This window comes from Granulosicoccus sp. 3-233 (genome assembly GCF_052681095.1).
In genome coordinates this window covers 63,522-86,894 of sequence record NZ_JBQYLE010000006.1, presented here as the reverse complement: position 1 = coordinate 86,894, position 23,373 = coordinate 63,522, and the positions used below count along the sequence as shown (strand labels likewise).

Below are 23,373 nucleotides of genomic sequence, written 5' to 3'. Positions count from 1 at the left end.
GCACGAGACGCACGAGACGCACGAGACGCACGAGCCGCACGAGCCGCACGAGCCGCACGAGCCGCACGAGCCGCACGAGACGGCCAGTCTGCTGGTTGGCAGGATGACGAGTAGCTGTCCTTGGGGACGGGGCGATTACGTGATTCTGCTCCCCGAGCAGCGTTCGCATGAGGTGCAGGACGCTGGATGAGTTGAAAAAAAACCCGATCGGGAGCATTCGAGTTCAATCGGGATCTCGATACTGAAAATCGTCCCTATCGGGTGCTTTAACCTTTTTCTGGTCTGAAAAATGCCATAATAATCCCGAAAGGGGTGATTCATGATGGAAATACTCAGTGTTCAAATGCTCGGTGAGCTCATTCGCCAGGAGCGCAAACGTCAGAGGGTAACGCAGTCGGAGTTGGCTGCTCTGGCTGGCGTAGGGGTGCGATTCCTGCGTGAACTGGAGCATGGCAAGGGTAGCTGCCAATTGGGGCTGGCGCTGGCGGTGTTGCAAACGCTGGGCGTCACTCTTGATGCACAGACACGAGATCACGGGCAGTGAAGCGCAAACTGGATGTCTACCTGCATGCGACCAAGGCCGGTCTGCTCGAGCAGGGCGAGACTGCCGAGTTGACGTTCAGCTACGACAGGGCGTACCTCGACTCGGAATCGGCAAGAGCGATTTCAGTCTCAATGCCCTTGAACAGCCAGCCCTTCCCCAATGCAGTGGCCAAACCGTATTTCTCCGGCCTGTTGCCAGATGAGTCGGCGCGCACCCGCCTGGCTGCGGCCCTTGGCATCTCTGATACCAACGCCTTCGGCATGCTGGAGATCATCGGAGGTGACTGCGCAGGTGCGTTGGCGCTGTTTCCACACGGTAGTGATCCTCTCATGCTGGATTCACAGGATGAAATCCTTGATCAGCAGCAGCTGGGAGAGCTGCTGCGGGAATTGCGGGGTGACCCCTTGCTGGGCAGTCGCAAGGATGTCCGACTGTCACTGGCGGGTGCGCAAGACAAGATTGCAGTCAAGGTGAGCGATGGCAGGATTGCACTGGTCAAGAATGGCGAACCCACGACTCATATCCTGAAACCCGGTATTCAGGGGCTCGAAGGCACCTCGCAGAACGAAGTGTTCTGCATGACATTGGCAGCTCGCATGGGTCTGCCAGTGCCCGATGTGGCATTCGGTCGAACCGATGATACCCAGTACATTCTGATAGAGCGTTTCGATCGTCTGCGACTGGACGATCGGTCTGTGCAACGCCTGCATCAGGAAGACTTCTGTCAGGCCCTGAGTATTCCACCCGAGCTGAAATACGAAGATGAGGGAGGACCCGGTATCGAGAAATCGCTGGCCTTGATTCAGCGAGTCGTGGATCGACCCGCGGCTGACAGGCTGTCCTTCCTGCGCATGCTTGTATTTCACTATCTGGTTGGCAATGCCGATGCCCATGCGAAGAACTATGCCTTGCTGCATGCATCGAACACCGACGCGCCCGTTCTGGCGCCACTCTATGATGTGGTCTGCACGGCGGTCTATCCGCAACTGACGAAAAAATCGGCGATGCGTATCGGAGGCAGGAATCTGCCTGACACGATCCAGCGCACACACTGGTTGTCATTGGTCCCGGACACGCGGGGCGCGCAGAGGTTGCTGCTCAAGGAGCTGAAGACGCTCGCCAGCGAGATCGTGCCGACAATGGAGCAATTACTGTCGGAAGCAGATGACCTGGGCATCGCACATCCGGTGCTGCAGACTATCGGGCAAGTGATCGGAAAGCGTTCGCAATTCATCCTGAGGTCGGTGCATTGAATGCAACGGCCGACCGAACAGCGGATATCGCGCTACAGCAGACGTTCAGTCTGTTCGGCAGCGAAGTGCCGTGTAACGTGGTGCCAGATGCATGTCGCTCATGCCATCGATCTGATGGAACCATGAAGATTGCTGACTCGCCGGCAAGTCGTCATTCTCAGGCGTGCTCGGGTGACTGCCACGGGTATCAGTTCGTACTATAGACTGTGCAGAGCAGTCCCAGCCAGCCGGCATTATATTGCCTTGATGAGGAATGACCGTGGAAGATCAAGACGACACGTTGATTGATGAGTCGCAAACACCGCAAACACCGGAGCCACCGCAATTGACCGCTATCGAGTTGCGAGTGCTGGGTGCCCTGATGGAAAAACAACTGACCACGCCGGATCAGTACCCATTGACCGTCAATAGTCTGCTGAATGCCTGCAATCAGAAATCCAGCCGCGAGCCGATCACGAATTATCAGCAGGGAGAAATCGTGCGCACGTTGCAGGGCCTTGTCGACAAGGACTTTGTTCGCAAGGAGTATGGATCACGCGCGGACAAATTCAGTCAGTTGTTCATGCCTCGGCTGGAACTGGGCAAGAAGCAGCAGGCAGTGCTGTGTCTGCTGATGTTACGTGGCCCGCAAACGCTCAGTGAACTGCATGCGCGTACGCAACGCATGGAACTGTTTACCGACAGGGACGAGCTGACCCATTGCGTCGAACGTCTGTGCGATCGGGAATTGCCTTTCGTCACAAGGATGGGGGCTCAATCCGGGCAACGCGGCGAGCGGTTTGGCCATTTGTTTTGCGGAATGCCTGACCTGGCTCAGGGTCGATCCAGTGCTTCGGATGAATCACGTCACTCTCGAAGCCGTCAGGACGAAAGGGAGATGCTTGCATTGCTCGAGTCCGATGTCAACGAGTTGAACAAGAGCATGCACCGGCTGGAAAGTGAAAACCGGACCCTCAGGCGACAGCTTGAAGACCTGTACCAGCTCACGGGTCATGCCATGCCGGAACGAGACGAGCCGGGCCCGCAAGGTCAGGACGATATCCTGACGAATGAACGGCAGTAGTGCTGTTGTCTGCCGATCTCGATGGCAGGGCAAATTCTTGACACACCTTCACTGACCATGCATCGGCGAAGTCCCGGGGGTTACATCGATGATGTTACCGTCAAGCCCATGGCGAGAGGAAGTGGTGTTCAACCCTGCCGAGTGAGTGTCGGCAGATATCTGTTATATAGTGCGGGGCTCATGACCTCACCACCTTGCATGTTCAGAGGCAGTAGGATGCTGCGTCTCCGATAGGACGTAGAGCATTTCTGATTCTGGGAGTTGTTTGCATCAAACCTGTTGACTGGCACGACAATGCTTCTGAACTTCGCGATACACCTGTTGCTGTTTTCCTGCATTCCCTTTTATTTCGCAAGGCAGAAAAGTTCGATTCGTTCGATTTCATTCTTCTGTTACCTGAGTGTTCTATTGGTGGCGGCCAACTACGGCGGCTCCATCTATCTGTTTCCCATCACGGAGAACATCACGGTATCCGGAGGAACGCTGGTGTATTGCGCCTTCATGATGACAACAGTGCTGTTTGTCATTATCGAACGGGACATCGGTGTCATGCGCGCAATCATCCGGTTGGTGATTGGTGTCAATCTGCTCGTGGTGGTGTTATCCATGACGATATCCTGGACATTGCGCAATCCGGAAATTCTCAATCCATTCAACACATCGATTGATATCTTCAAGGTTTCACTGTTGGTGACCTCCATTGGCGGAATGCTGGTCATTGCCGAACTCGTTTCACTGATCTACCTGTTCGAGAGGATAAAGGCCCGGTTCAGTAATGTATTCGCTGTATCCGTTCTCTATATCGTTGCCTTCATTACCGTGATCTGTCTGGATGGGGTCCTGTTTCCTCTGATTCTCAATCCGTTCAGCGGGCATTTTCTCAGTGATGTGAAAAGCGGAGTAAGTGGCAATTTCATCATGGCGTTTGCCTATGGAACGCCGATGCTGTTGTTTCTCGTGCTGTTTCGCAAACGCCTTGCGGAATACATGAGCCAGCCCTTGTTGCTCAGAGAACTGGTTTCTGCCCCAAGAGAAAGACTCATTGACGAGATAGAGAGGCAGCACAAGTCACTGGTATTGAGTGAGCAGAAGTTTCGCAATCTGGCTGAAAGTATCGACGACATCTTTTTCTCGGTGGACAAGGAGTTGCGGTATACCTACTGGAACAAGGCGGCAGAGCGATCCGGATACCCTTCCGAAGAAGTGCTGGGAAAGCATGTCTTCGACCTGTTCACTCGGCAAGCAGTTGCTCCACTGGCCGAGTTCTATCAGTCGGTGCTTGACAGGGGAAAACCTGATCGTGTCGAGATCGTTTTGCCGATTCTTGCCGGTAACCGAGACTTCGAGGTGTCAGCGTACCCTTTTGATGAGGGTCTCTCGGTGCTGGTCAAGGACATTACGGAGAGCAAGGAATTGCAAGCTCGTCTGTTGCAGAGTCAGCGAATGGAATCCATCGGTCGTCTGGCTGGCAGCATCGCTCACGATTTCAACAATCTTCTGGTGCCCATCACCGCCAATGCAGAATTGGGAATGATGCAACACGCAGCGCGCGACAAGCTACACGGGTATTTCAAGCGAATTGCAGAGGCGGCTGAGCAGGCGGCAGGACTGACTCGTCAGATACTGGCATTCAGCCGCAAGCAGGTTCTGGAGATGCAGGTGCTGGATCTCAATACCGTCGTCACGGAATACGAATCCATGATAAAGCGTCTGATCGGGGAGGGGATCAAGATACACACGGCTCTTGATGCAGATCTGGCACCTGTCACAGCCGATAGAGGTCAGATAGAGCAGGTGCTGCTCAATCTGGTCGTCAACGCCAGAGACGCAATGCCGGCAGGGGGGACACTGACCATCGGAACCGCCAATATCACGCTCGAAGAGCCTCACACGGAACAGTACGGTGACTTGCAGCCTGCAGGCAGCTACTCGATGCTGGTGGTCAGAGACACCGGGCATGGAATGGATAGCGATACACGGCAGAAGATATTCGAGCCGTTTTTCACCACCAAGACTCAAGGCAAAGGTACGGGGCTGGGACTGGCTACGGTTTATGGCATCGTCAAGCAACACAACGGTAATGTGATTGTTCATAGTGAACCGGGGGTGGGTAGTACCTTCAAGTTGTATTTTCAGCATGCTGGCCGATCGGCGCGGGTGCCTGCCAGAACGACTTCCGCGAGCAATCTGGAGTTGGGGACAGAGACCATTCTGCTGGTGGAGGATGGCACCATGGTGCGCAATATTCTGCGTGAGGGGCTGGAAACCTATGGGTATACGGTTCTGGAAGCCGAGGACGTAGCCGATGCACTCAGATTGGCCGCCGAGAACGACAACATTGATCTGTTGCTTACCGATATTGCGATGCCGGACATGAATGGTCGGGAATTGTATGACGAAGTCGTCCGCGTGCACCCTTCCATCAATGTGCTTTTCATTTCCGGTTACACCGACGACGTTATCGTGGAACAGGGCATTCTGGAAGAAGGAGTGAATTTCCTCCATAAACCGTTTTCAATCGCGAGTCTCGTGCAGAAAGTCAAACGATGCCTTGGGCAGTCGGCGACATCACCTCGTGTAACCGGGTAACGATGGCCGCTGACTTTCTGCAGGCAGCGAAATCTGGCGAGATATCTGCAGCGGAGTTCCGTGAACCTGTTGTCTTTCGCCAGTTGGTCAACCTTCCAGGGATGCTGTCGGTGATCACTGATGCGCTGCCGTTGCATGTGTCATTTGTGAGAGACGCTCTGGAGGTATCCGTCTTGAACAGCTCTGCATTGGTCAGAAGCCCTGAATCGAGGGTGAGGGAAGAACATCAACCTGATTTCGCAGACGGTGTCTGCGATCTCGAGAGTCGCTCTCTGCACTACAAGTTGTTCGTACCGGAGAGAACGGGTGGTGCTCCAGCACCATTGCTGCTGATGCTTCACGGATGCGGTCAGGACGCGCAGGACTTCTCTGCCGGGACGCAGATGAATGCCATTGCGCAGGAGGCGGGCATGTATGTCCTCTACCCGAGCCAGTCACGATCAGCCAACGCCAACAACTGCTGGAACTGGTTTGTACCGGAGCATCAGACGCGCGACGGAGGAGAGCCTGCCGCGTTGAGTACACTGACGCGATTCATCATGGAGAGCCATCCTGTTGACCCGCAGCAGGTGTTCGTGGCAGGGCTGTCCGCCGGTGGTGCCATGGCACTGATTCTGGCGGAGCAGTATCCGGAGCTTTACTCAGCCGTCGGGGTGCACTCTGGGCTTCCCAGTGGTGCGGCTTCATCGATGATGGAGGCCTTCAGGCTCATGAGTCAGTCAGCGACAGGCGCCTCCTTGCCGGATGGATTGTCGAATGCAGTCACTGATATGTCACCGCGCAGAAAGGTGTCTGCAAACAGCCGCTCATCAACAGGCAATGCAACCACGGCCGGCATCCACACGCCATTGATCGTCTTCCATGGTGACAATGACCGGACCGTGAATTGTGCCAATGCGGAACGGATTGTCGGCAACTGGCTGGAACGGGAAACCGCAAGACTGGGCGACGTCAACTGGCAGACCACATCAATGATCCATGCCACGGCATCTGGGCGACGCAGTGTGGTAACCACCTATTCTGCTGAATCGGTGCCAGAGCGTGCGGCTTGCGAGTACTGGCGTCTGATCGATGGCGGTCACAGTTGGTCGGGGGGTAGCGCTGCTGGCTCGTACACCGACACAGCCGGTCCGAATGCGTCTGTCGAGATGGTACGCTTCTTTCTGGATCGCATCGCGGCCTAGCCTGCCGACGGCGTGCCTGTCTTCAGAACAGAATTCTGAATACTGCACTCACCACCAGCCACAGCAGACCAAGCAGCAGTGCGCAGATACCCAGCAGCAGGGTCATGAAAACGATCATCCAGCCGATACTGCGATTCTTCGTCAATCGAGCATCATCCTGATGATCGAGCAACAGCTTCATGTTGCGATTGTTTGCCTTGAAAACGAAATCGAATACGTCTCCCAGCACTGGGATGCTACCCAGAGCCGTCTCCAGCAGTACGTTACCGATCATGCGAACCAAAACCAGCCTTGACGCTCCAAGGGTGGCAGCCTTGCCGATCAGGTAGCTTGAGACAAGTAGTCCAATGGCATCACCAACGCCGGGAATCAGGCCGATGAGGCCATCAATGCCGATCCTGAATCCGCCGGGCAGCGTGATGGAACTGTCCATCAGGTGCGCCAGTTTCTGCATCCTGCGCTGTTCCAGTTGTCTTTTCGAAGTGATGATGTGGCCTCGGCGACGTATTCGGAAGTTGACTCCACTGGCAAGTTACAACCGGCTACGATGAGATTGCGAGTGATTGCAGAAATTACCATGATGAGAGTGCCATATTTCAATGTCTGTTCGGTGGTCTCGCCTCGTGGGGCACCGCGAGTGGACAGCACCCACCTGACAACCGTGGCTGATACACACAGCTGATCTCTATGGATTCCGTCTCGCAAATTGCCCTTGGTGCCTCCCTGGCACATGTCACGCTGGGAGAAAAACTCGGCAGATGGGCCCTGCTGCTCGGAGGCGTGATCGGTTCAGTACCTGATCTCGACGTGCTGGTACCCTATGAAGACGCCGTGGAGAACTTCACCTATCATCGTAGCTGGAGTCATTCCCTGTTCGTGTTGACGGTGCTCAGTATTCCACTGGCATGGCTGTGCAAGCGAGCAGTACCGAAAGTCGATGTGACGATAGGGCGCTGGTGGCTCGCACTGTGGTTGGTGTTGGTGACGCATGCCTTGCTGGATGGTTTCACGGTCTACGGAACGCAACTCTGGTGGCCGTTGACAACACCACCGGTGGCCTGGGGGTCGATATTCATCATCGATCCGGTCTATACCCTGCCGCTGCTCGTCGGTGTCGTTGCCGCATGGCGCTATCCCTGGCGTCATTCAAGAGCCACGGTCCTTGCAGGCCTGCTACTCAGTTCGACGTACCTTGGCTGGACTCTTGTGTCACAACAACTGACGCTGCAGAAGGTCAAGGTGACGCTGGCGCAGAGCGATATCAAGGCCAATCACATACTGGTTGCGCCGTTTCCGTTTTCTCTGCTCTGGCGTGTGCTCGTGGTCACTGATGATCGATACCTGGAAGGGTTCAGTTCATTGCTGGACGAGGACCCATCCGTCGCCCTGAACAGCTTCGATAACGGCAAGCACCGCTGCAGAGACTGGCTTGACACCTGGCCTGTGCAGAGGATGGACTGGTTTACACGGGGTGCCTTTGCACTGTCAAGCCGTGATGAACTGCTGGTGCTGACTGATCTCCGCATGGGTATCGAAGATGATTACGTATTCGAATTCGTGCTTGGGGAACGGCGCGACGCCGAGTGGCAGGCAGTGCCTGCAAGACAGTTGCCGTTGAACATCGACGCTGAAAGAATGAGGCGGTTGCTGAAACGGATGTTCGATGAGGACACTGATCTTGCCCCTCCAACACTGACACCAGCGGCGGAGGTAGACTGTTCCGTGGTCCGGCAGGTTGCCGCCCGAGCGGTGAACTAGTGCAAGAAGACCTGCCAACTGCCGCTGACCCACGGAGGCGAGGGTCGCCAGGAAATGCCAGGGCCGGTGGGAGATCGGACGGGGCGAGGTATTCGCTCTTTCCAGGTCGGCTGATCAGTCGTTCAGGGGTTCATCCGATGGAATGGTGCCGACTGTGCGTTTGATGATCACCCACGCGACTGCGGCGACCGGTAGAGCCAGCAGAATACCGGTAAGACCAAACAGCTGGCCACCGGCGAGAACCACGAATATCACAACGACTGGGTGCAGGTCTATCTTGTCGCCGACCAGTTTGGGGGTGAGAATATTGCCTTCGACGAATTGTCCGACACCGAACACAAGGCCTACCATCCACAGCGGTTGCCATTCGCCGGTCTGCACCACCATGGCAATGGCCGCCAGCACCAGACCGGTGACAGTCCCCAGATACGGAACCACACTGAGCAGGCCGGCAACGACCCCTATCAGCAAGCCGAATTCCAGGCCTATGAGCCACAGGCCGGTGGAATACATGAACGCCAGACTGGACATGACCAGCAGCTGGCCCCACAGGAAACCTTGCAGAACTTCATCGACGTCCCTGGCGACAACGGCCGTCTTCTTCCGGTAGCGCTCAGGTACGAGTCGCAGCGTCTGACGACTCAGCTTGTTCCAGTCGCGCAGCAGGTAGAAGGCAAGCACGGGGACCAGAAAGATGTTCATGAGAGTCTTCGCGACGGCCATTCCGGATCGCGCTACTGCATTGACGGCCCTGCCGACGGCATCACTGGCCTGTGGGACCGCATCCTTTGCAAGACCCACCATGGAATTTCCCGCAGAGTCGCCATCGGACTGCCCGGATGCACTACCAGCCCCTGAACCGACGAAGGAATGCCAGAGGTCCATGACCGGTTGCAGGTAGCCCAGTAGCGCAGATTTGTACTCCGGAGCCTTTTCGATCAGCTGCTCAAGCTGTTCCTGAGCCAAGGGGAAGACGAGCAGAACCACCGCACCGAGCACAGCCAGAATCAGCAGATACCCAACCAGGATGGCCGCCCAGCGTGGCAGTTTCCAGTTCTCCAGTGCGCGGACAACGGGCTCACCGAGATAGGCCACGATGAACGCCATCAGAAAAGGCGTGAGAATGGGGGACAGCAGGTACACGACTACTCCCACCAGGATCGCACCGATCAGCCACATCAGCGGAATTTGTCGAAACGAGCAGTCAGTAGTCATGAAGGTCAGAGGCAGGGTGCAGAGGGAGTTGTGTCCAGCATGGTGTCACATCCTTATATCACCCCGGAGCGCTTTGCAATCATTCGTGTGAACTGATGGGGGCGCATGGTCACACGAACTGACGCTCATTGTGCGCAGATTATCCTGACCGATGAGCGCGGGGACAGTCTGCACGCGGCCTGATAATTGCTTCGATCCGAGGCCAGGCCATTTTTTCCCCCACGAGGATCGAACTGATGACACCGATCATCCGTACACTGTTGTCGTGTCTGATCCTGACTGCTTTTGCCCACTCGGCACAGGCAGAACCCGGGGGAAGGCTGATTGCCACCGGTGGAGCCATGTCGGTGGAAGGCACTGCCGGGGGTGGAATTGTGCCCTGGGCATTGCTGGCAGGTTATGGCGAAGATCAGCAATTTGGTGGTACTGCCTGGTATACGCAGCTTGAACCCGATGACTTCTCTCTACAGGCGTATGGTGCGGCTCTGACGCTGCATAATCGCGTTGAATTGTCCATTGGAAAACAGCGCTTCGATATCGATCAGGTGGTAGCTGGTGAAGAGCTGGAACAGACGATCATCGGAGCGAAATGGCGTCTGAGTGGAGACTTGATCTATTCCCGAATGCCACAGTTGTCGCTGGGCCTGCAATACAAGAAGAACGATGCCTTCGCCGTACCGGAACTCGTGGGTGCCCGAGACGACAATGGTCTGGATGTGTACCTGGCGGCCAGCAAACTCTGGCTCGATGGCCCGTTCCACCGTTCATTGTTTCTGAACGCTACCTTGCGAGCGACGAAAGCCAATCAGGCCGGTTTGCTCGGATTCGGCGGAGATCAACGTAACAGGCGTGAACTGGTCGGGGAGCTCAGCGCAGGCTTGTTTCTCACCAGAGAATGGGTCGTCGGTATGGAGTACCGGCAAAAGCCGGACAATCTCGGTTTTGCAAAGGAGGATGACTGGTACGACGTGTTCGTCGGCTGGTTTCCGAGCAAACGCGTATCGCTGGTGGCCGCCTGGTCGGATCTTGGCTCGATAGCGGGTTTTGAGGATCAGACAGGCCTCTATGTTTCCTTGCAGGTGAGTCAATAGCATGAATTCTGACAGGCAGACGGCAGCAGTGGGCATGCCAAGCAGACAGGGGGCAGTCCTCACATGGCTCTTCGCATTTCTCATGAGTCTGTACTTGACGGCCTGCACGATCACTCCTGACAACCCCTCACCGAAAACACTCTATGAAGAGCTGGGCGGCGAGCCCGGAGTCGAGCAACTTACCACCGACTTCATTCGCGAAATTGCCGCCGATGAGCGAATCAAGGGTCGTTATCGGAATTCGGATATTGGTCGATTTCATCGAATGATGGTGGAACAGATGTGCATGAAAACCGGCGGTGGCTGTGCGTATACCGGCGATGACATGCAACAGACTCATGCAGGAATGAAGATCACTCGAGTGGAGTTCAATGCCATTGTCGAAGCCCTGATGCGGGCTATGGATCGCAATGCGCTGCCTCAAGGGGTGCAGAATCGCCTGCTCGCGCTTTATGCGCCGATGCACGGCGATATCGTGAACCGCTGAACCGCTGAACCGCTGAACCGCTGAACTGCTGAACTGCTGAACTGCTGAACTGCTGAATCACTGAATCACTGAATCACTGAATCACTGAATCACTGAATCACTGAATCACTGAATCGTTGAACCGCCGATCCGTTCAACGGTCAGGATCTGTCACCGCCTGCGGGCTTTTCGGATGACCTGGGGTAAAGGGTCGCGGCTTCGGGTGTGAGGTTGGCAGAGACTGCGACGGCATTGCCGCGATTCTCGGTTATCGCCGGGCTGCTCCAGAGTCTGAACAGTGCCGTCATGACCGTCAGACCTGCGGTGAGGGACAGCAAGTGAAATATCCCCGTCGGGCCAAAGTGATCGATGGCAAAACCTCCCAATGTCGGGCCGAGCGTCATGCCGGCGGCAAGAATCAGCACCAGCGTGCCACTGGCCGCAACAACCTGTGAGCGATTCAGATGGTCATTCATGTGAGCCATGCAGATGGAATACACGGGTAAGGTCAGGCCACCCAGCAATGCCACCATCAGATAAACCAGGTAGAGATTGTCAGTGGGATTGTCCAGACTGGCAAGCACGATGCAGACGGGTATGGACACAGCGGGTATTCCGGCAATGAGCCAGCGCCTGTCCATCATGTCGGATAGCTTGCCCAGTGGAAACTGAAACAACATGCCTCCCAGCGTCATGCTGCCAATCAGGCCGCCGATGGCGCCTTTGCTCATGCCAAGAGCGCTACCATAGAGCGCCAGAGCCACGTAGAGCGTGGTCTGGGAGATGCCGTTCAGAAAGCTGCCGGTCAACCCCATGGGAGACAGTCGAAAGAGATCGATGAAGGCGACTCTTTCCGGTACCTCGTAATGTGGAGTCGCATCTTCCGATACAAGCATGGGAACCAGAGAAAACGATATCAGAATGGATACCACGACGAACAGGAGGATGCCATCCGGATTGGAGACATTGAGCAAGAGTTGCCCGAGTGCGACTCCCCCTGTCTGCACCACAAAGTAGATGGATAACAGGCTTCCCCGGTTATCATTGTCTGCGCTGCTGTTCAACCAGCTCTCCGCAACGATATAGAGGCCTGAGAAACAGAAGCCGGCCAGCAGACGCATGGCACCCCAGCTCCACGGGTCTGTGGTCACCAGGTGCATCAGGGCGGCGGCACTCGCGATCGAGGCCAGCGCTGCAAAGATGCGTACATGACCGACGCGCATGATCAGGCCGGGAGCGATCAGGCAACCCAGTAGCGCCCCGACCGGGTAACCTGATTGCACCAGCCCGATGGCCGAATCGCTGAATCCGAGTCCGTCTGCTCGCAATGTCAGCAGAGTCGTGAGCAGGCCATTACTGACCATGAGAAGGATCATGCCTACGAACAGTGACCAGGATCCACGAATTGCTGCCCACATTCTGCCGACTCGTTGTTTTGCGAAAAAGGTGGCACATGATACGCTGCTGGGGAGGTGACGCGGACATGGTCTCCCGCAGTCGAGTAGCTGTGAAAGCGTAAGGAATTACGCTATCCTGCCATCTGCTGCAGGCTCGCCATCACGCTGAGTGAAAGGCAGGAGATCGCGTGTACAGGATCGCCGTACCAGAATATTGCGATGAAACCATCGTGACCGCATTGCATTCCGCAGGTAGCGTCCACCGAATCTCACAGTCGCTGGATGTCGATTCGGATGCGTACGACGCCCTGATTCTCGACTGGCGTCAACAGGATGTGGATCAGGCTGTCACACGGCTGAAGAAGCTCGATCATTTACCCTTGATTGCCGTGATCGGCCCAGATCAGTACTTGTCCGACCAGGTCTGTCGTTGCGAAACCGTGGAATTCGCCATTTTGCAGGATCTTGAATCCACGGCCTTCCGGTGTCGATTGCAACGAATGATTCAGCGTAATGCGACCCCTCTGAGCGTGAACATGCCGCAAATGCCCATGACCCGCTTGCTTTATCAGGTTGTCGATTGCCTGCGAGACTGGGTCATCATCAAGGACCTCGACCATCGTTTCCTGATGGTCAGTGATGATTTTGCCAGGACCGTTTGCCTGCCCAGAAGTGACATCATCGGGCGTAATGATCTGGAAATCGGCACCGAACCTCAAGCCGTACTTGGAAATCCGGACACCGGTCAGACGGGTTTCTGGGCACAGGATGATGCAGTGATAGCATCCGGTGAGGCATCATCGGAGGAGAACAGAGACTGGCGCGCGTTCGCAGTAGAGCGACGTTACAAGCGAACCGTTCGCGTACCTTTACGTAATGCGCAGGGAGCCATCTATGCGCTGTTGGTCGTTGTCAGTGACATAACGGATCGGGTAGTGGCCGAGCGAAACCTCAAATCACGCAACCTGATGCTGCGACGAGTGACGGAAGCAAAACTCAATGCCGAGCAACACCGGCAGGTTGCGGAAACGGCAATCGCAGCAAAGAACAAGTTTCTGGCCTCGGCCAGCCACGATCTGCGGCAGCCTCTGCATGCGCTGGGACTGTTTCTGGCAGTGCTCGAGCGGCGAGTGCATGACGATGACAATCTGGAGATCGTGCAAAAGATTCGGCACTCCAGTGATACTCTGAACTCCCTGTTCAATAGCCTGCTTGACATGTCGCGGCTGGATGCCGGTATTGTCGAGGTGTCGTTGCAGACGTTCTGCATTCGTGAGTTGCTGATCAGTATTCGCGACGAGTTCGTGCAGTTGGGAGAAGCCCGAGAACTGACCGTGTCGGTAGAGGTCAGTGATGTCACGGTGCATACCGATCCGGTGCTGTTTGGAAGAATTCTCAGGAACCTCTTGCAGAATGCAATCACCCATACACAGGAAGGCGAAGTCCGGGTATGTTGTCGGGAAGAGGCAGGGCAGCTGATCATCGACGTCATTGATACCGGTCCGGGTATTCCGGAAAACCAGCATGAGGCCATCTTCTCCGAGTACTACCAGCTTGATGCGAGTCTGCGGCAATCGACGGGTGGCATGGGCCTCGGGCTCGCGATTGTCCGGAAAATGGCGCAACTGCTGCAGACGGGGATTCGGCTTCAGTCGGTATTGGGCAAGGGCAGTACTTTCAGTGTCAATGTGCCGCTGGGCGAGAACGGTGTGGCTCAACCGGCAAACAAGCCTTTGCGTGAACGGAATCTGAGCGGTACTCGTATTCTGTTCATCGATGACGAGCCACATATTCGCGATGCATTGACCTTGATACTGGACGGCTATCAGTGCCAGGTGATATCGGCTGAATCGCCTGTCAAGGCCATTGAATCACTGACTGCCAGGGCCATGGAGCCCGATATCATGATCATCGACTACCGATTGAAGAACGAGCAAACCGGAGTGGTTGCGATCGAGATGCTGCGTAATCATTTTGACAGGCCTATTCCGGCGATCATTGTGACCGGAGACACTTCGAAGGTGATCCTGCAGGCTGTCAGAAAGACTGGCTGCAGGTTGCTGCACAAGCCGCTGGATGCCAGGGAACTGGTGCAGGCGATTACTGAAGTGATGAAGGCGGAAGAGCTGATTCTGAATTGAGTCTGCTGCTACCAGGAACGTGCGAGAATTGACGATGAGCAAGTTGTATCCTTGATCCGGCAGTGTAAATCTGTTCTCCTTGACCTTGCCGAGAGCGCCCCTCAGGTAGTGGGATCTTGAGCATCGCTGCTCAGGACAAATCCCTTGCCAGAGGAACTTTTCATACTTACATCGACAACTAACCGTTGTTCTGTTTTGGCTCGTTGAAGCTGATGCAGGAGGGGCAATGCATATAGCCAGGATTTTTCCCAGATTTGCGCTTGTTCTTGGCTGTCTTCTGCTGATGCAATGCGGTGTTCACGTACAGCCCAAGTTCACCGAGGACCTGGATCAGTTTTTCGGCACCTACGAGGGTAATACGCTGAGTGTCACGAAGGGCGAGATTTCGGAGCGAGAGCTGGCCGTAACGATAAAGCCTTGGGAAAAGAAGGGCTTCACCATCGAGTGGACCACCGTGATTTTTCTGCCGGATGGTGAAAAGCGGGTTGTTTCACCCTCGATAAATTTCTACAGTTCCGAGCGTCCCGGCATATTTGCATCGTCGATGACCAATGACAGTTTCGGAAACATGGTGCCCTATGACCCACTCAAGAAGAACGCCGACCCTTACGTCTGGGCTGGACTGGAGGAAAATACCCTGACGGTCAGCGCGCTGTATATCCTCGAGCATGGTAGCTATGAGCTGCACGTTTACAGTAGAACCTTGAAGGATGAGGGATTGGAGCTGCATTTCGAGCGAATCAACAATGGCAAGAAAATGACCGAAATCCTGGCCATGCTCGAGCGTGTGAATTCATGAAAGCGCGTATGGAGCGATTTTCTGAGCATCACATCGACACCGCGGTGATCACTACCATGCAGGCCAGCGTCACTGGCCAGTACAGCAATTTGGGGAAGAGGTTGTCACGGTAATGAACGATCGTCAGCCAGCGACCGGCGTGAACCGAGAACAGATAGGTGTTGACTGCCGCCAACGCCAGGCTTGCATACATCAGCAGGTAGAAGCGCTCCAGATAGACGATGCCCGATCCGGCGAACTGCTCGCGTAGCTGCACATGAGCCAGCAGTACGACGAAGAATAGCGCCGCGCAGGTACCGAGCGAGCCCGAGGTGCTGAACCCGTGCCGTGCGACCAGCTTGGGTCGAGCTGTCACGATCAACAGTGTGCTGAACAGCAAGGCGGCAACCAGGAACAGCGGCAGCAGATAGACGATGAAGGCATTGGCCGACTTGCGCTTGACCACCACATTGTAGCGAAGATCGGGAAAGTCGGTCTGACCCACGAAGTTGTCGATACCGAAGTTGGTGTCGTAGGACGACAGCTTGTAGTCGAAGTAGGTGTTCTCCCGTACCCAGGTACCCAGCACGATGTCCTTGTCGATACCGAACATCGCTTCGGAACCGGTGCTCGAATAGGCTGCAAAATCAGGCGTCAGAACAACATTGCCTGCGAAATCGCGTGGCCACAAATGAACCCAGACCGTCTTGTGATCGAAAGGGTATCGGGAGTAGTCGAAAGGCTGACGCAGGTTCGCTTCGAAATACCAGCCGATGACTTCCTCCTTGCCCTGGCGGATACGGTAGACTTCACGCGGGTTGATGTCGGCGCCCGAGTCGACCTGATCGGGCAGGATGAACCCGGCCGCCGCACCCGGAGCTGGCTTGATCTGATCGTTAGTTCCATCGGTGTAGCGTTGCCACAGGTAGCCGCTCACACTGACTTCAGTGGAGCTGAGAAACTTCATCGACTGCAGAAACAAGCCGGTGGGTACACGCACCGGCTGCGCAATACCCTGGTCAACCGGTTTCATGTTCTCTGTCAGAAAGTTGTCCAGTGTTTCCTGATTGGTCAATTGCAGGGGCTCGGACTCGTAGTGACTCATGCTGATCCAGGCCGCGCACAACAGGGCAGCAAGCACAAGGGTGACAAGGCCGGATAGCCACCACCATGTCGATTCCTCCAGAGCGTTTCGCGGTTTGCGGGCAGCAATTTCGTCCGGCGACGGTTCAGTTGAGGTCATGATCGTTCGCTGTCTGGTTGAGCGCACGTTGTCCCATGATATCCGCCTCTCGTTCCAGAGCGACATCATCGTTGACCGGTCTGCCAGACACCTCTGCGGTTGGTTTCACTCGCCCCTGGCGTTGTTGCACGACGTGCCAGGCCTCGTGTGGCAGATGCCGTTCCTGGTTCGGAGCCAGGTGTATATCATCGCCTTGTGCGTAGGCATGGGCCGAGACTGCGGCGGGTGCGTTCGAGTTGCGGTGTACCCGGACGCCCGCCATCGAATCGCCTGACAGGCGTTCGATGCCGCTTCTGAGAACCTCTGGCAGAGCGTTGTCCTTGGCAGGCACCTCCACACGCGATACAGGTAATCCGGATGCGGAGAACTTGCCCTGCAGCAGTTCCTCCTCATCCAGTTCGGCACATTGCAAAGCCGGGGTGTCAGCATCCGGCTGAATCGCGTACCGCTGCGTATTGTCAGTGCCACGGTCGATGTATCGTTGCAGGGTGCGCAATCGATCGCCCACCGCGCTTGCATCTGCTTGCCGCTGCTGAATCGTGTCTAGGGAACCCGAGTCGCTACCGCTTCGTAGCCGTTGATGCGTCGCTGCAACGCTGGCGTTTCCTGCTTCCCGTGTCATGTACTCGCTCATGGCATTGTCCTCGGTTCCCACGAATGCGGATCTCTGATGTCGATCCGGTTCAACAATGACACGGCAGCTCCATGCCGACACGTCAAGTCACCCATTATGGAGGTGGTTGAGACGCTCTTCCAGCCGATCCGCCAGCGGTGAATTCGCCACGCGCAGAGCATTGACAAGACCCCAGCCACGCTGTAGCAGCTTCAGTCGGCCGGCCTGCAAACCCGCCTCGATACAGGTCTGGAATACGGGCCGTATCGTGTTTTGCCAGACAGCAAGATCCTTGGCACCCAGCTTGCCGCCGCCATAACCCTGATGGTTGAGCAGCGAATCAATCTCGGTGACGATCGTATTGGCCAGCAGCGGATACTGTTGATTGGTCAGTTGCTGGACATCCTGATGGGTACTCCAGTTCGCCAGTGAAAGGTTTGAGATATCGTTGTCGACCAGAGTCAGCCGTCGCGACCTCACATCGCTCATCCAGTTCTCGAAGTTGCCGGCGCCGTGCAAGCGATCCCGGTGACCCATGAAGATATCCAGTGCGGCAATACGACCCAGATGTCGGGCATAGCCTGGATCGGCCAGCTGCGCAAGCCCACTGCCTGTTTTCGGTTGGCCTTTCTTGCTCTGCTTCTTCGCTGCGGCATTATTCAGAGCACCGTCAGCGAGGTGGTTGACGAAGTCTGTGCCGGGCGCTTGCTCGTAGATAACGACATTCTCGGGCCTGGTGGTCAGCGCAGCAACCATTGCGGCTACTCGGTTCTGATCGCCGACCGAGCCAGGTTTTGTCTGGTTGCGAAGGTTCAGTGCTTTGGCGATTTCGGCAACCTCCAGAACCTGCGCGAGGCGTGCAGAAGGTGCGCTGACAGACCACCCTCCGTCGACCACTCCTCCCATTACCGTGTTGATCGATGTCGATATATCAACCGCTGATTGGCCGTCGACTTCTGGCTTGGCAACCACATCGGGGATGAACACCACGCCCAGCGCACCTCCGCTCGAGACCTTGAGCCCTTTGAGATTGTTGCCAACGAGCGAGGTGTTGAGGGCGACCTTGCGTTGCATTATTGCTTGCGGCCCGTGTAGTTGCAACGCAGTGCGTGGACTGGATTCCAGTCGATGCCGAAGCATCCTCTGGGCCGTTGCGACCGCGCCCTGATCGGCCATGGTCTGAAAGATATCCGTGGAACTTTCGGTACGCCCGTTCAACGGCGCTGTTCCGGCATGGTATTGACGGTGAAGTGCGGATTCCGGATTTGCTACCGGATCGGGCAGGGCTGATCGGTACATTCGGTATTGCAGTGGTTCCGTGCAGTTGTCAACAGACCCGGTGTGGTTTGAGTCGCCGCATGGATATTCTGCACCAGTTCTTGCTGATGTACTGCGCCTGTTCTCCTCGTTCTTTTCGGCAGAGATATACATGATTCGATATTCTCAGGTAAAGACCTGGCAAAGGGCATCGCCAGGAGGGTGGACTTGTACCTAAACGGATGCGGCAATTGTCGGGTGTCGTGAGATCTGCCGATAACGGCATGAGGTCGTGTACTGGACAATCTACACCCTCTGCAACTGGAACACTTGTATTGCGTGCAGGGGGATCTCGTTTTCTGCTCCTTGTAAACCTGATGATACATTGATGCGTGAATATGCAACAGTGGCTCTCACCACGGTGGGTATACGTCAAGTTGACTGGCTATACTTTAGTGTTGGATCTGCTGAAAGAAGTGGACGTATCTGAGTACCGCGAGATTACTGAATTCGTCATGTATACAGTGCGCTGACAGTGTTTTCATGCGTATCGCAAGTCTGAGGTCGTTGGCTGATGTCTCAAATCGACTTGTATTTCTAGGTGAATTGCCTTGTCCGTTGTGATATAAAAAGTCACCTATCACGGAAAGGTGAATTGGTTCACGATCAGGAAGTATTCTGCGATTGCAACGGATTGTGGTCAGGTGATCGATTCAGCTGTTGAACAGGGATATATCGCTGATGTACGTTGCGTTGATTGTGAAGGGACAGGCATGCTGTACAGGGAGTGGATCGGGGCGATGTATCAGCTCTGTTCGAATCCTGAATATGGCTGATGCCAAGCTCTGGGCCGTGCGTCTCGTCTGATGATAGAGGCTGCGCTCAGTCATGTTGCTCTTGAACTGGATCGACACCTGAAGCGCAAACTTGGTGAGTCAGAGGGCAGGGTCGTTTTATCACCACTGTTCGAGCAAGATGGTACGGTCACGGCGCGGATAGACAACAAACTGCTCATGTTTGTTGTCAATATCGAGAAAGACTCTGTCGCGCGGGGGAATGGCTCTCGCGATTCCGAGCTGACGCAACGGGGGAGTACTCGGCCCCTGCATCTCAATCTGCATGTGCTGGTGGCCGCGAATTTTGCCAATGGCAACTATGCAGAAGCCCTGCGTTTCATTTCTGACGCAGCCAGTTTCTTTCAGCGTCAGCCGGTAATGACGTCCACGAACTCTCCGGATCTTGACCCGCGAATACAGCGGCTGACGCTGGATATCGAGAATCTGTCAATCTCGCAGTTGAGCAATCTGTGGAGCATTCTTGGTGGTCGCTATCTACCATCGATTCTCTACAAGATTCGGATGATCACCCTTGAGTCTGCGGATGTTCTGAGGGAGGTACAACCCATTCGGGAGCCTGCCACGACGGTTTCTACCCGTTCCGGGACGGCTGAATGAGTCGCTACGCAACCCTCTTCGAACTGTCGATGCATCACGCCTACATGGGAGAAATGGCCTGTCCTGCATTGCGACTGGAGCCGCTCGATGCCTGCCGGATTGCGCTTGCCAGAGCAGGGCTGCTCATCAGGAGTAAAGGCGGTGTGTTGCAGGTGTTGCACGATGAGACGCTGGCGGATCAACTCGCCGAATTGTCTGGCGATAGCTCTCTGACGCTCGTTTGGTACCTGCGAAGCAGCGAGCCATCACTGGCGGGGTGCTCGGAGCCACCACTGATGCAAACAGGCAAGTTGCTCTATCTGGAATCCGATGATGCGCATCGTCACGGCATGCACAGGGAGGCGTACGTGACTGAGTCGAATTTTGTCAGTCTGGATGACGAAAGATTGAATGCCTGGTTGGTACCCAGAGACTATCTGTTGCCGCCACTGGCGCTGGTTGTGATTCATGTCCGGGATGTGAATCCACGCCGCTACCGGATTCGTCTGCAGGCATTGCGAAGTTTCTGGCGTTATCGAGTCCTGGGTGAGTTTGACGGCCACGACGTGGAAGTCGTGGATAGCGAAGGCAGGATGGAATTCGAACCCCTTGGTGAGTTGCAGATCATCGGGGGACGAACGGCTGCCACCTTTCTGTCGAAAGAGACGGTGCCACTGAGTGCACGCGGTGGGCCGCGATTCGCCCTCCACGCCAGATCTGCGAAGCATTCGAGAGCGCTTGTCGAGCGCTTGCCGCATGCCTCAGTCGCGAACACGCGTATTGAACCTGTCAATGGTGCGAGCAGTCGCGTCACAGACATATATGTCAACCTGTAACCGGAGGTAATTGCCGTGGCCAAGGTCATGAAAACGCCAGGCGTCTATATCGTCGAGAAAAGTGCCTTTCCCAGCTCTGTCGTCGAGGTGGCCACCGCCGTGCCTGCATTCGTGGGTCATACACAAATGGCACTCGATAGGCGAACGTCGCTGACAAACGCGCCAAGGAGAATCACATCCATGGCCGAGTACCACCAGTATTTCGGCTTTGGTCCCGAGATCAGGTACGAACTGTCCACGACACGGCCTGAGGGATACGACGGGGAGCCTGCCGTCCAGCAGGGTGATACCGACTATTTCCTTGTCCGTACCAGTCAGGATTACAACCTGTACTACAGCATGGTGCTGTTCTTTCAGAACGGAGGCGGCACCTGCTACATCGTATCCGTTGGGGATTACAGCTCCGAACCGGATTCCGGCACATTGATGGCAGGCATTGATCATCTGGTCAAGGAGCAAGAGCCGACCATGATTGTCGTGCCAGATGCCGTGTTGCTCGGTGAAAGGGTCAATTGCGCAGATGTGCAGAAAAAGGCCATGGATCAATGTGCAAAGATGCAGAGCCGAATCGCCATACTGGACGTGTACGAAGGCTACAAGGCCCGAACCGATGGGGAGGATGTCATCACCGCCTTTCGCACGGCTCTCGGGGTGAACAATCTCGATTATGCCAGTGCCTACTATCCCTGGATTGATACAACCGTTCTGCAAGCGAAGGAGCTCGACTACAGACTGTTCGACGATGACAGCAAGAAGCGGTTGCAGGAGATCCTGACAGAGGAGCTGGGTATTGGCGGGGATACGGAGTCCTTGTCACCGAAGGCGCAACAGCAGGCCAGCTTGCTCGAACGTCTCGGCACTGACAACTGGACAGACGAGGAGAAGGCCGAGATCGATATCCATCAATCCTTGTTGAACAAGAGCCTGATTGCCTTGAGCCCGATATTCAACAACCTGCTGGAACAGATACGGGACCGTACCAACCGTCTGCCGCCCAGTGGGGCAATGGCGGGTGTCTACACCATGGTCGACAATACTCGCGGTGTCTGGAAGGCTCCGGCGAACGTCAGTCTGAATGGTGTTCTGAAACCTGCCGTGAATCTGTCTCACGATGAACAGGAAGACTTGAATGTCACGCCGCAAGGCAAATCCATCAATGCAATCCGCAGCTTTGTGGGCGAAGGTACTCTGGTCTGGGGTGCACGTACGCTCGATGGCAACAGCCTCGACTGGCGCTACATCAATGTACGCCGAACGATGATCATGCTGGAGCAATCGATCAAGCTCGCCAGCAAGGCGTATGTGTTCGATGCCAATGACGCCAATACCTGGGTGACGATGAAGGGCATGATCCGCAACTTTCTCACCGGTATCTGGAAGCGTGGCGGACTGGCGGGCGCTGTACCCGATGATGCATTCAGTGTGCATGTCGGCCTGGGTGAAACAATGACCCCGGAGGACATACTCGAAGGCATTCTTCGAGTGACGATACTGGTTGCCGTGAGTCGTCCCGCTGAATTCATCGAACTGACCTTCCAGCAGCAGATGCAGAAATCCTGATCTGAACACAGCCGACAGAGGAAAATACAATGGCCGATAATGGTGCCGAGCAGTCAACCACAGTGTGGCCACTGCCGAAGTTCTATTTCAAAGTGACCTGGAATTCGGAAGAGATGTCCTTTCAGGAAATATCGGGGCTCGATGTCGAGGCACAGCCGATCGAATACCGTCACGGCAACAGCAAGCAGTTCGGAACCATCAGCATGCCGGGGCTGGTCAAGTACGGCAATGTCACCATGAAACGTGGTGTGTTCAAATCGGATAACAAGTTCTGGGACTGGTTCAGCCAGATCAAGATGAATACGATTGAACGTGTGCCGGTCACGATCAGCCTGCTGGACGAAAACGGAGAACCCACCATGGTCTGGACTCTGGCCAATGCCTGGCCGACCAAGATCACCGGAACCGATCTGAAGTCAGATGGCAACGAAGTGGCCATCGATTCGATCGAGATTGCTCATGAAGGCATGGTGATCACCAACGACTGATGGCTGACGAGAATCTCGCTCCACCGGTAGCCTTCTACTTCTCCGTCTCCATTGGAGGCAACAATGGTGAAGAAGACAGCGCTTTTCAGGAAGTGAGTGGCCTGACTTCGACCATTGAAGTGGAAAGCTATTCGGAAGGTGGCGAGAACACGTTCGTGCACAAGCTCCCCAAGGCTGTTTCGCATCCCAACCTCATGCTCAAACGAGGCATCGCGCCCATTGACGCATCACTGGTGGAATGGTGCCAGGACGTTCTGGACAACGGTTTCGCCGTGGCCATCGAGCCGAAGGAGGTGGTCGTGAAGCTGCTTGATGCAAACGGGGACCCGGCGCGTAGTTGGACGCTGTCGAATGCCTGGCCTGTGAAGTGGGAGGTGGGAGCCTTCGAGTCAACCCGCAACGAGCTTGCCATCGAAACCATCGAACTGGCCTATAACACACTCAAACGAAACGACTGATGATCA

At 55.5% G+C, this 23,373-nt stretch carries 21 protein-coding genes; 15 read left to right on the top strand and 6 right to left on the bottom strand.

The window, feature by feature from the left end:
- Positions 1 to 319 precede the first annotated feature (319 nt).
- The 5 genes from ACUNV4_RS16465 to ACUNV4_RS16445 all read left to right on the top strand — a co-directional run bounded on the left by ACUNV4_RS16465 (position 320) and on the right by ACUNV4_RS16445 (position 6,633).
- Complete coding sequence (locus tag ACUNV4_RS16465; RefSeq protein ID WP_430879682.1) at positions 320 to 544, top strand: helix-turn-helix domain-containing protein; 225 nt, start codon at positions 320 to 322, stop codon at positions 542 to 544.
- Complete coding sequence (locus ACUNV4_RS16460; protein ID WP_430879681.1) at positions 541 to 1,797, top strand: type II toxin-antitoxin system HipA family toxin; 1,257 nt, start codon at positions 541 to 543, stop codon at positions 1,795 to 1,797. The genes ACUNV4_RS16465 and ACUNV4_RS16460 overlap by 4 nt, the downstream gene beginning before the upstream one ends.
- 259 nt (positions 1,798 to 2,056) lie before the next feature.
- Positions 2,057 to 2,860: a YceH family protein gene (locus ACUNV4_RS16455; protein WP_430879680.1), complete on the top strand. Its 804-nt coding sequence runs from the start codon at positions 2,057 to 2,059 to the stop codon at positions 2,858 to 2,860.
- A 294-nt stretch (positions 2,861 to 3,154) separates the two neighbouring features.
- Entirely contained in the window at positions 3,155 to 5,449 is a 2,295-nt protein-coding gene (locus tag ACUNV4_RS16450) for a hybrid sensor histidine kinase/response regulator (protein ID WP_430879679.1), read from the top strand.
- A gap of 173 nt (positions 5,450 to 5,622) precedes the next feature.
- Positions 5,623 to 6,633, top strand: coding sequence for an extracellular catalytic domain type 1 short-chain-length polyhydroxyalkanoate depolymerase (locus tag ACUNV4_RS16445; protein ID WP_430879678.1), 1,011 nt, complete (start codon positions 5,623 to 5,625; stop codon positions 6,631 to 6,633).
- Between the two features lie 22 nt (positions 6,634 to 6,655).
- Here ACUNV4_RS16445 and ACUNV4_RS16440 read toward each other — a convergent pair whose 3' ends face one another.
- Entirely contained in the window at positions 6,656 to 7,087 is a 432-nt protein-coding gene (locus tag ACUNV4_RS16440; RefSeq protein WP_430879677.1) for a DUF4112 domain-containing protein, read from the bottom strand.
- Between the two features lie 233 nt (positions 7,088 to 7,320).
- Here ACUNV4_RS16440 and ACUNV4_RS16435 point away from each other — a divergent pair, with 233 nt between their 5' ends.
- Positions 7,321 to 8,391, top strand: a complete 1,071-nt coding sequence (locus ACUNV4_RS16435) for a metal-dependent hydrolase (protein ID WP_430879676.1) — start codon at positions 7,321 to 7,323, stop codon at positions 8,389 to 8,391.
- Positions 8,392 to 8,505: 114 nt separating this feature from the next.
- Here the strand turns inward: ACUNV4_RS16435 and ACUNV4_RS16430 are convergent, their stop codons facing one another.
- Positions 8,506 to 9,606, bottom strand: coding sequence for an AI-2E family transporter (locus ACUNV4_RS16430; RefSeq protein WP_430879675.1), 1,101 nt, complete (start codon positions 9,604 to 9,606; stop codon positions 8,506 to 8,508).
- A 236-nt stretch (positions 9,607 to 9,842) separates the two neighbouring features.
- Here ACUNV4_RS16430 and ACUNV4_RS16425 point away from each other — a divergent pair, with 236 nt between their 5' ends.
- Complete coding sequence (locus tag ACUNV4_RS16425; RefSeq protein ID WP_430879674.1) at positions 9,843 to 10,697, top strand: DUF3034 family protein; 855 nt, start codon at positions 9,843 to 9,845, stop codon at positions 10,695 to 10,697.
- Positions 10,698 to 10,779: 82 nt separating this feature from the next.
- Entirely contained in the window at positions 10,780 to 11,184 is a 405-nt protein-coding gene (locus tag ACUNV4_RS16420) for a group I truncated hemoglobin (protein ID WP_430879673.1), read from the top strand.
- A 140-nt stretch (positions 11,185 to 11,324) separates the two neighbouring features.
- Here ACUNV4_RS16420 and ACUNV4_RS16415 read toward each other — a convergent pair whose 3' ends face one another.
- Positions 11,325 to 12,539, bottom strand: a complete 1,215-nt coding sequence (locus ACUNV4_RS16415; RefSeq protein ID WP_430879672.1) for an MFS transporter — start codon at positions 12,537 to 12,539, stop codon at positions 11,325 to 11,327.
- Between the two features lie 209 nt (positions 12,540 to 12,748).
- On the opposite strand from ACUNV4_RS16415, the gene ACUNV4_RS16410 reads away from it, so the two are divergent.
- Positions 12,749 to 14,701 (top strand): ATP-binding response regulator, encoded by a 1,953-nt coding sequence (locus ACUNV4_RS16410; protein ID WP_430879671.1) that lies wholly within the window; start codon positions 12,749 to 12,751, stop codon positions 14,699 to 14,701.
- 226 nt (positions 14,702 to 14,927) lie between these two features.
- Positions 14,928 to 15,500 (top strand): hypothetical protein, encoded by a 573-nt coding sequence (locus tag ACUNV4_RS16405; protein ID WP_430879670.1) that lies wholly within the window; start codon positions 14,928 to 14,930, stop codon positions 15,498 to 15,500.
- Positions 15,501 to 15,528: 28 nt separating this feature from the next.
- On the opposite strand, the gene ACUNV4_RS16400 is transcribed toward ACUNV4_RS16405, so the two are convergent.
- The 3 genes from ACUNV4_RS16400 to ACUNV4_RS16390 form a co-directional block, all read right to left on the bottom strand.
- Positions 15,529 to 16,722, bottom strand: a complete 1,194-nt coding sequence (locus ACUNV4_RS16400) for a hypothetical protein (protein WP_430879669.1) — start codon at positions 16,720 to 16,722, stop codon at positions 15,529 to 15,531.
- A complete protein-coding gene (locus ACUNV4_RS16395) occupies positions 16,709 to 17,356 on the bottom strand; it encodes an eCIS core domain-containing protein (RefSeq protein ID WP_430879668.1) in 648 nt (215 codons plus the stop codon). The genes ACUNV4_RS16400 and ACUNV4_RS16395 overlap by 14 nt, the downstream gene beginning before the upstream one ends.
- Before the next feature lie 87 nt (positions 17,357 to 17,443).
- A complete protein-coding gene (locus ACUNV4_RS16390) occupies positions 17,444 to 18,634 on the bottom strand; it encodes a hypothetical protein (RefSeq protein WP_430879667.1) in 1,191 nt (396 codons plus the stop codon).
- Positions 18,635 to 19,458: 824 nt separating this feature from the next.
- On the opposite strand from ACUNV4_RS16390, the gene ACUNV4_RS16385 reads away from it, so the two are divergent.
- Genes ACUNV4_RS16385 through ACUNV4_RS16365 form a run of 5 tightly spaced genes read left to right on the top strand, consistent with a single transcriptional unit; the run spans position 19,459 to position 23,367 of the window.
- Positions 19,459 to 20,046 carry a DUF4255 domain-containing protein gene (locus ACUNV4_RS16385; RefSeq protein WP_430879666.1) on the top strand — a complete coding sequence of 196 codons (588 nt, stop codon included), beginning with the start codon at positions 19,459 to 19,461 and terminating at the stop codon, positions 20,044 to 20,046.
- Complete coding sequence (locus ACUNV4_RS16380; protein ID WP_430879665.1) at positions 20,043 to 20,861, top strand: hypothetical protein; 819 nt, start codon at positions 20,043 to 20,045, stop codon at positions 20,859 to 20,861. Before ACUNV4_RS16385 ends, ACUNV4_RS16380 begins: the two co-directional genes overlap by 4 nt.
- Positions 20,862 to 20,876: 15 nt before the next feature.
- Positions 20,877 to 22,421 carry a phage tail sheath family protein gene (locus ACUNV4_RS16375; protein WP_430879664.1) on the top strand — a complete coding sequence of 515 codons (1,545 nt, stop codon included), beginning with the start codon at positions 20,877 to 20,879 and terminating at the stop codon, positions 22,419 to 22,421.
- Positions 22,422 to 22,450: 29 nt separating this feature from the next.
- Positions 22,451 to 22,909: a phage tail protein gene (locus ACUNV4_RS16370; RefSeq protein ID WP_430879663.1), complete on the top strand. Its 459-nt coding sequence runs from the start codon at positions 22,451 to 22,453 to the stop codon at positions 22,907 to 22,909.
- Entirely contained in the window at positions 22,909 to 23,367 is a 459-nt protein-coding gene (locus ACUNV4_RS16365) for a phage tail protein (protein ID WP_430879662.1), read from the top strand. The genes ACUNV4_RS16370 and ACUNV4_RS16365 overlap by 1 nt, the downstream gene beginning before the upstream one ends.
- Positions 23,368 to 23,373: the final 6 nt, after the last annotated feature.

What these genes read in the sequence shown, in the direction of transcription:
- ACUNV4_RS16385 (WP_430879666.1), top strand. Translation starts at nt 19,459, where the DNA reads ATGATAGAGGCTGCGCTCAGTCATGTTGCTCTTGAACTGGATCGACAC.
- ACUNV4_RS16395 (WP_430879668.1), bottom strand. Translation starts at nt 17,356, where the DNA reads ATGAGCGAGTACATGACACGGGAAGCAGGAAACGCCAGCGTTGCAGCG.
- ACUNV4_RS16425 (WP_430879674.1), top strand. Translation starts at nt 9,843, where the DNA reads ATGACACCGATCATCCGTACACTGTTGTCGTGTCTGATCCTGACTGCT.
- ACUNV4_RS16420 (WP_430879673.1), top strand. Translation starts at nt 10,780, where the DNA reads ATGAGTCTGTACTTGACGGCCTGCACGATCACTCCTGACAACCCCTCA.
- ACUNV4_RS16370 (WP_430879663.1), top strand. Translation starts at nt 22,451, where the DNA reads ATGGCCGATAATGGTGCCGAGCAGTCAACCACAGTGTGGCCACTGCCG.
- ACUNV4_RS16405 (WP_430879670.1), top strand. Translation starts at nt 14,928, where the DNA reads ATGCATATAGCCAGGATTTTTCCCAGATTTGCGCTTGTTCTTGGCTGT.
- ACUNV4_RS16440 (WP_430879677.1), bottom strand. Translation starts at nt 7,087, where the DNA reads ATGCAGAAACTGGCGCACCTGATGGACAGTTCCATCACGCTGCCCGGC.
- ACUNV4_RS16450 (WP_430879679.1), top strand. Translation starts at nt 3,155, where the DNA reads ATGCTTCTGAACTTCGCGATACACCTGTTGCTGTTTTCCTGCATTCCC.
- ACUNV4_RS16380 (WP_430879665.1), top strand. Translation starts at nt 20,043, where the DNA reads ATGAGTCGCTACGCAACCCTCTTCGAACTGTCGATGCATCACGCCTAC.
- ACUNV4_RS16430 (WP_430879675.1), bottom strand. Translation starts at nt 9,606, where the DNA reads ATGACTACTGACTGCTCGTTTCGACAAATTCCGCTGATGTGGCTGATC.
- ACUNV4_RS16415 (WP_430879672.1), bottom strand. Translation starts at nt 12,539, where the DNA reads ATGATCCTTCTCATGGTCAGTAATGGCCTGCTCACGACTCTGCTGACA.
- ACUNV4_RS16390 (WP_430879667.1), bottom strand. Translation starts at nt 18,634, where the DNA reads ATGTACCGATCAGCCCTGCCCGATCCGGTAGCAAATCCGGAATCCGCA.
- ACUNV4_RS16465 (WP_430879682.1), top strand. Translation starts at nt 320, where the DNA reads ATGATGGAAATACTCAGTGTTCAAATGCTCGGTGAGCTCATTCGCCAG.
- ACUNV4_RS16365 (WP_430879662.1), top strand. Translation starts at nt 22,909, where the DNA reads ATGGCTGACGAGAATCTCGCTCCACCGGTAGCCTTCTACTTCTCCGTC.
- ACUNV4_RS16435 (WP_430879676.1), top strand. Translation starts at nt 7,321, where the DNA reads ATGGATTCCGTCTCGCAAATTGCCCTTGGTGCCTCCCTGGCACATGTC.
- ACUNV4_RS16400 (WP_430879669.1), bottom strand. Translation starts at nt 16,722, where the DNA reads ATGACCTCAACTGAACCGTCGCCGGACGAAATTGCTGCCCGCAAACCG.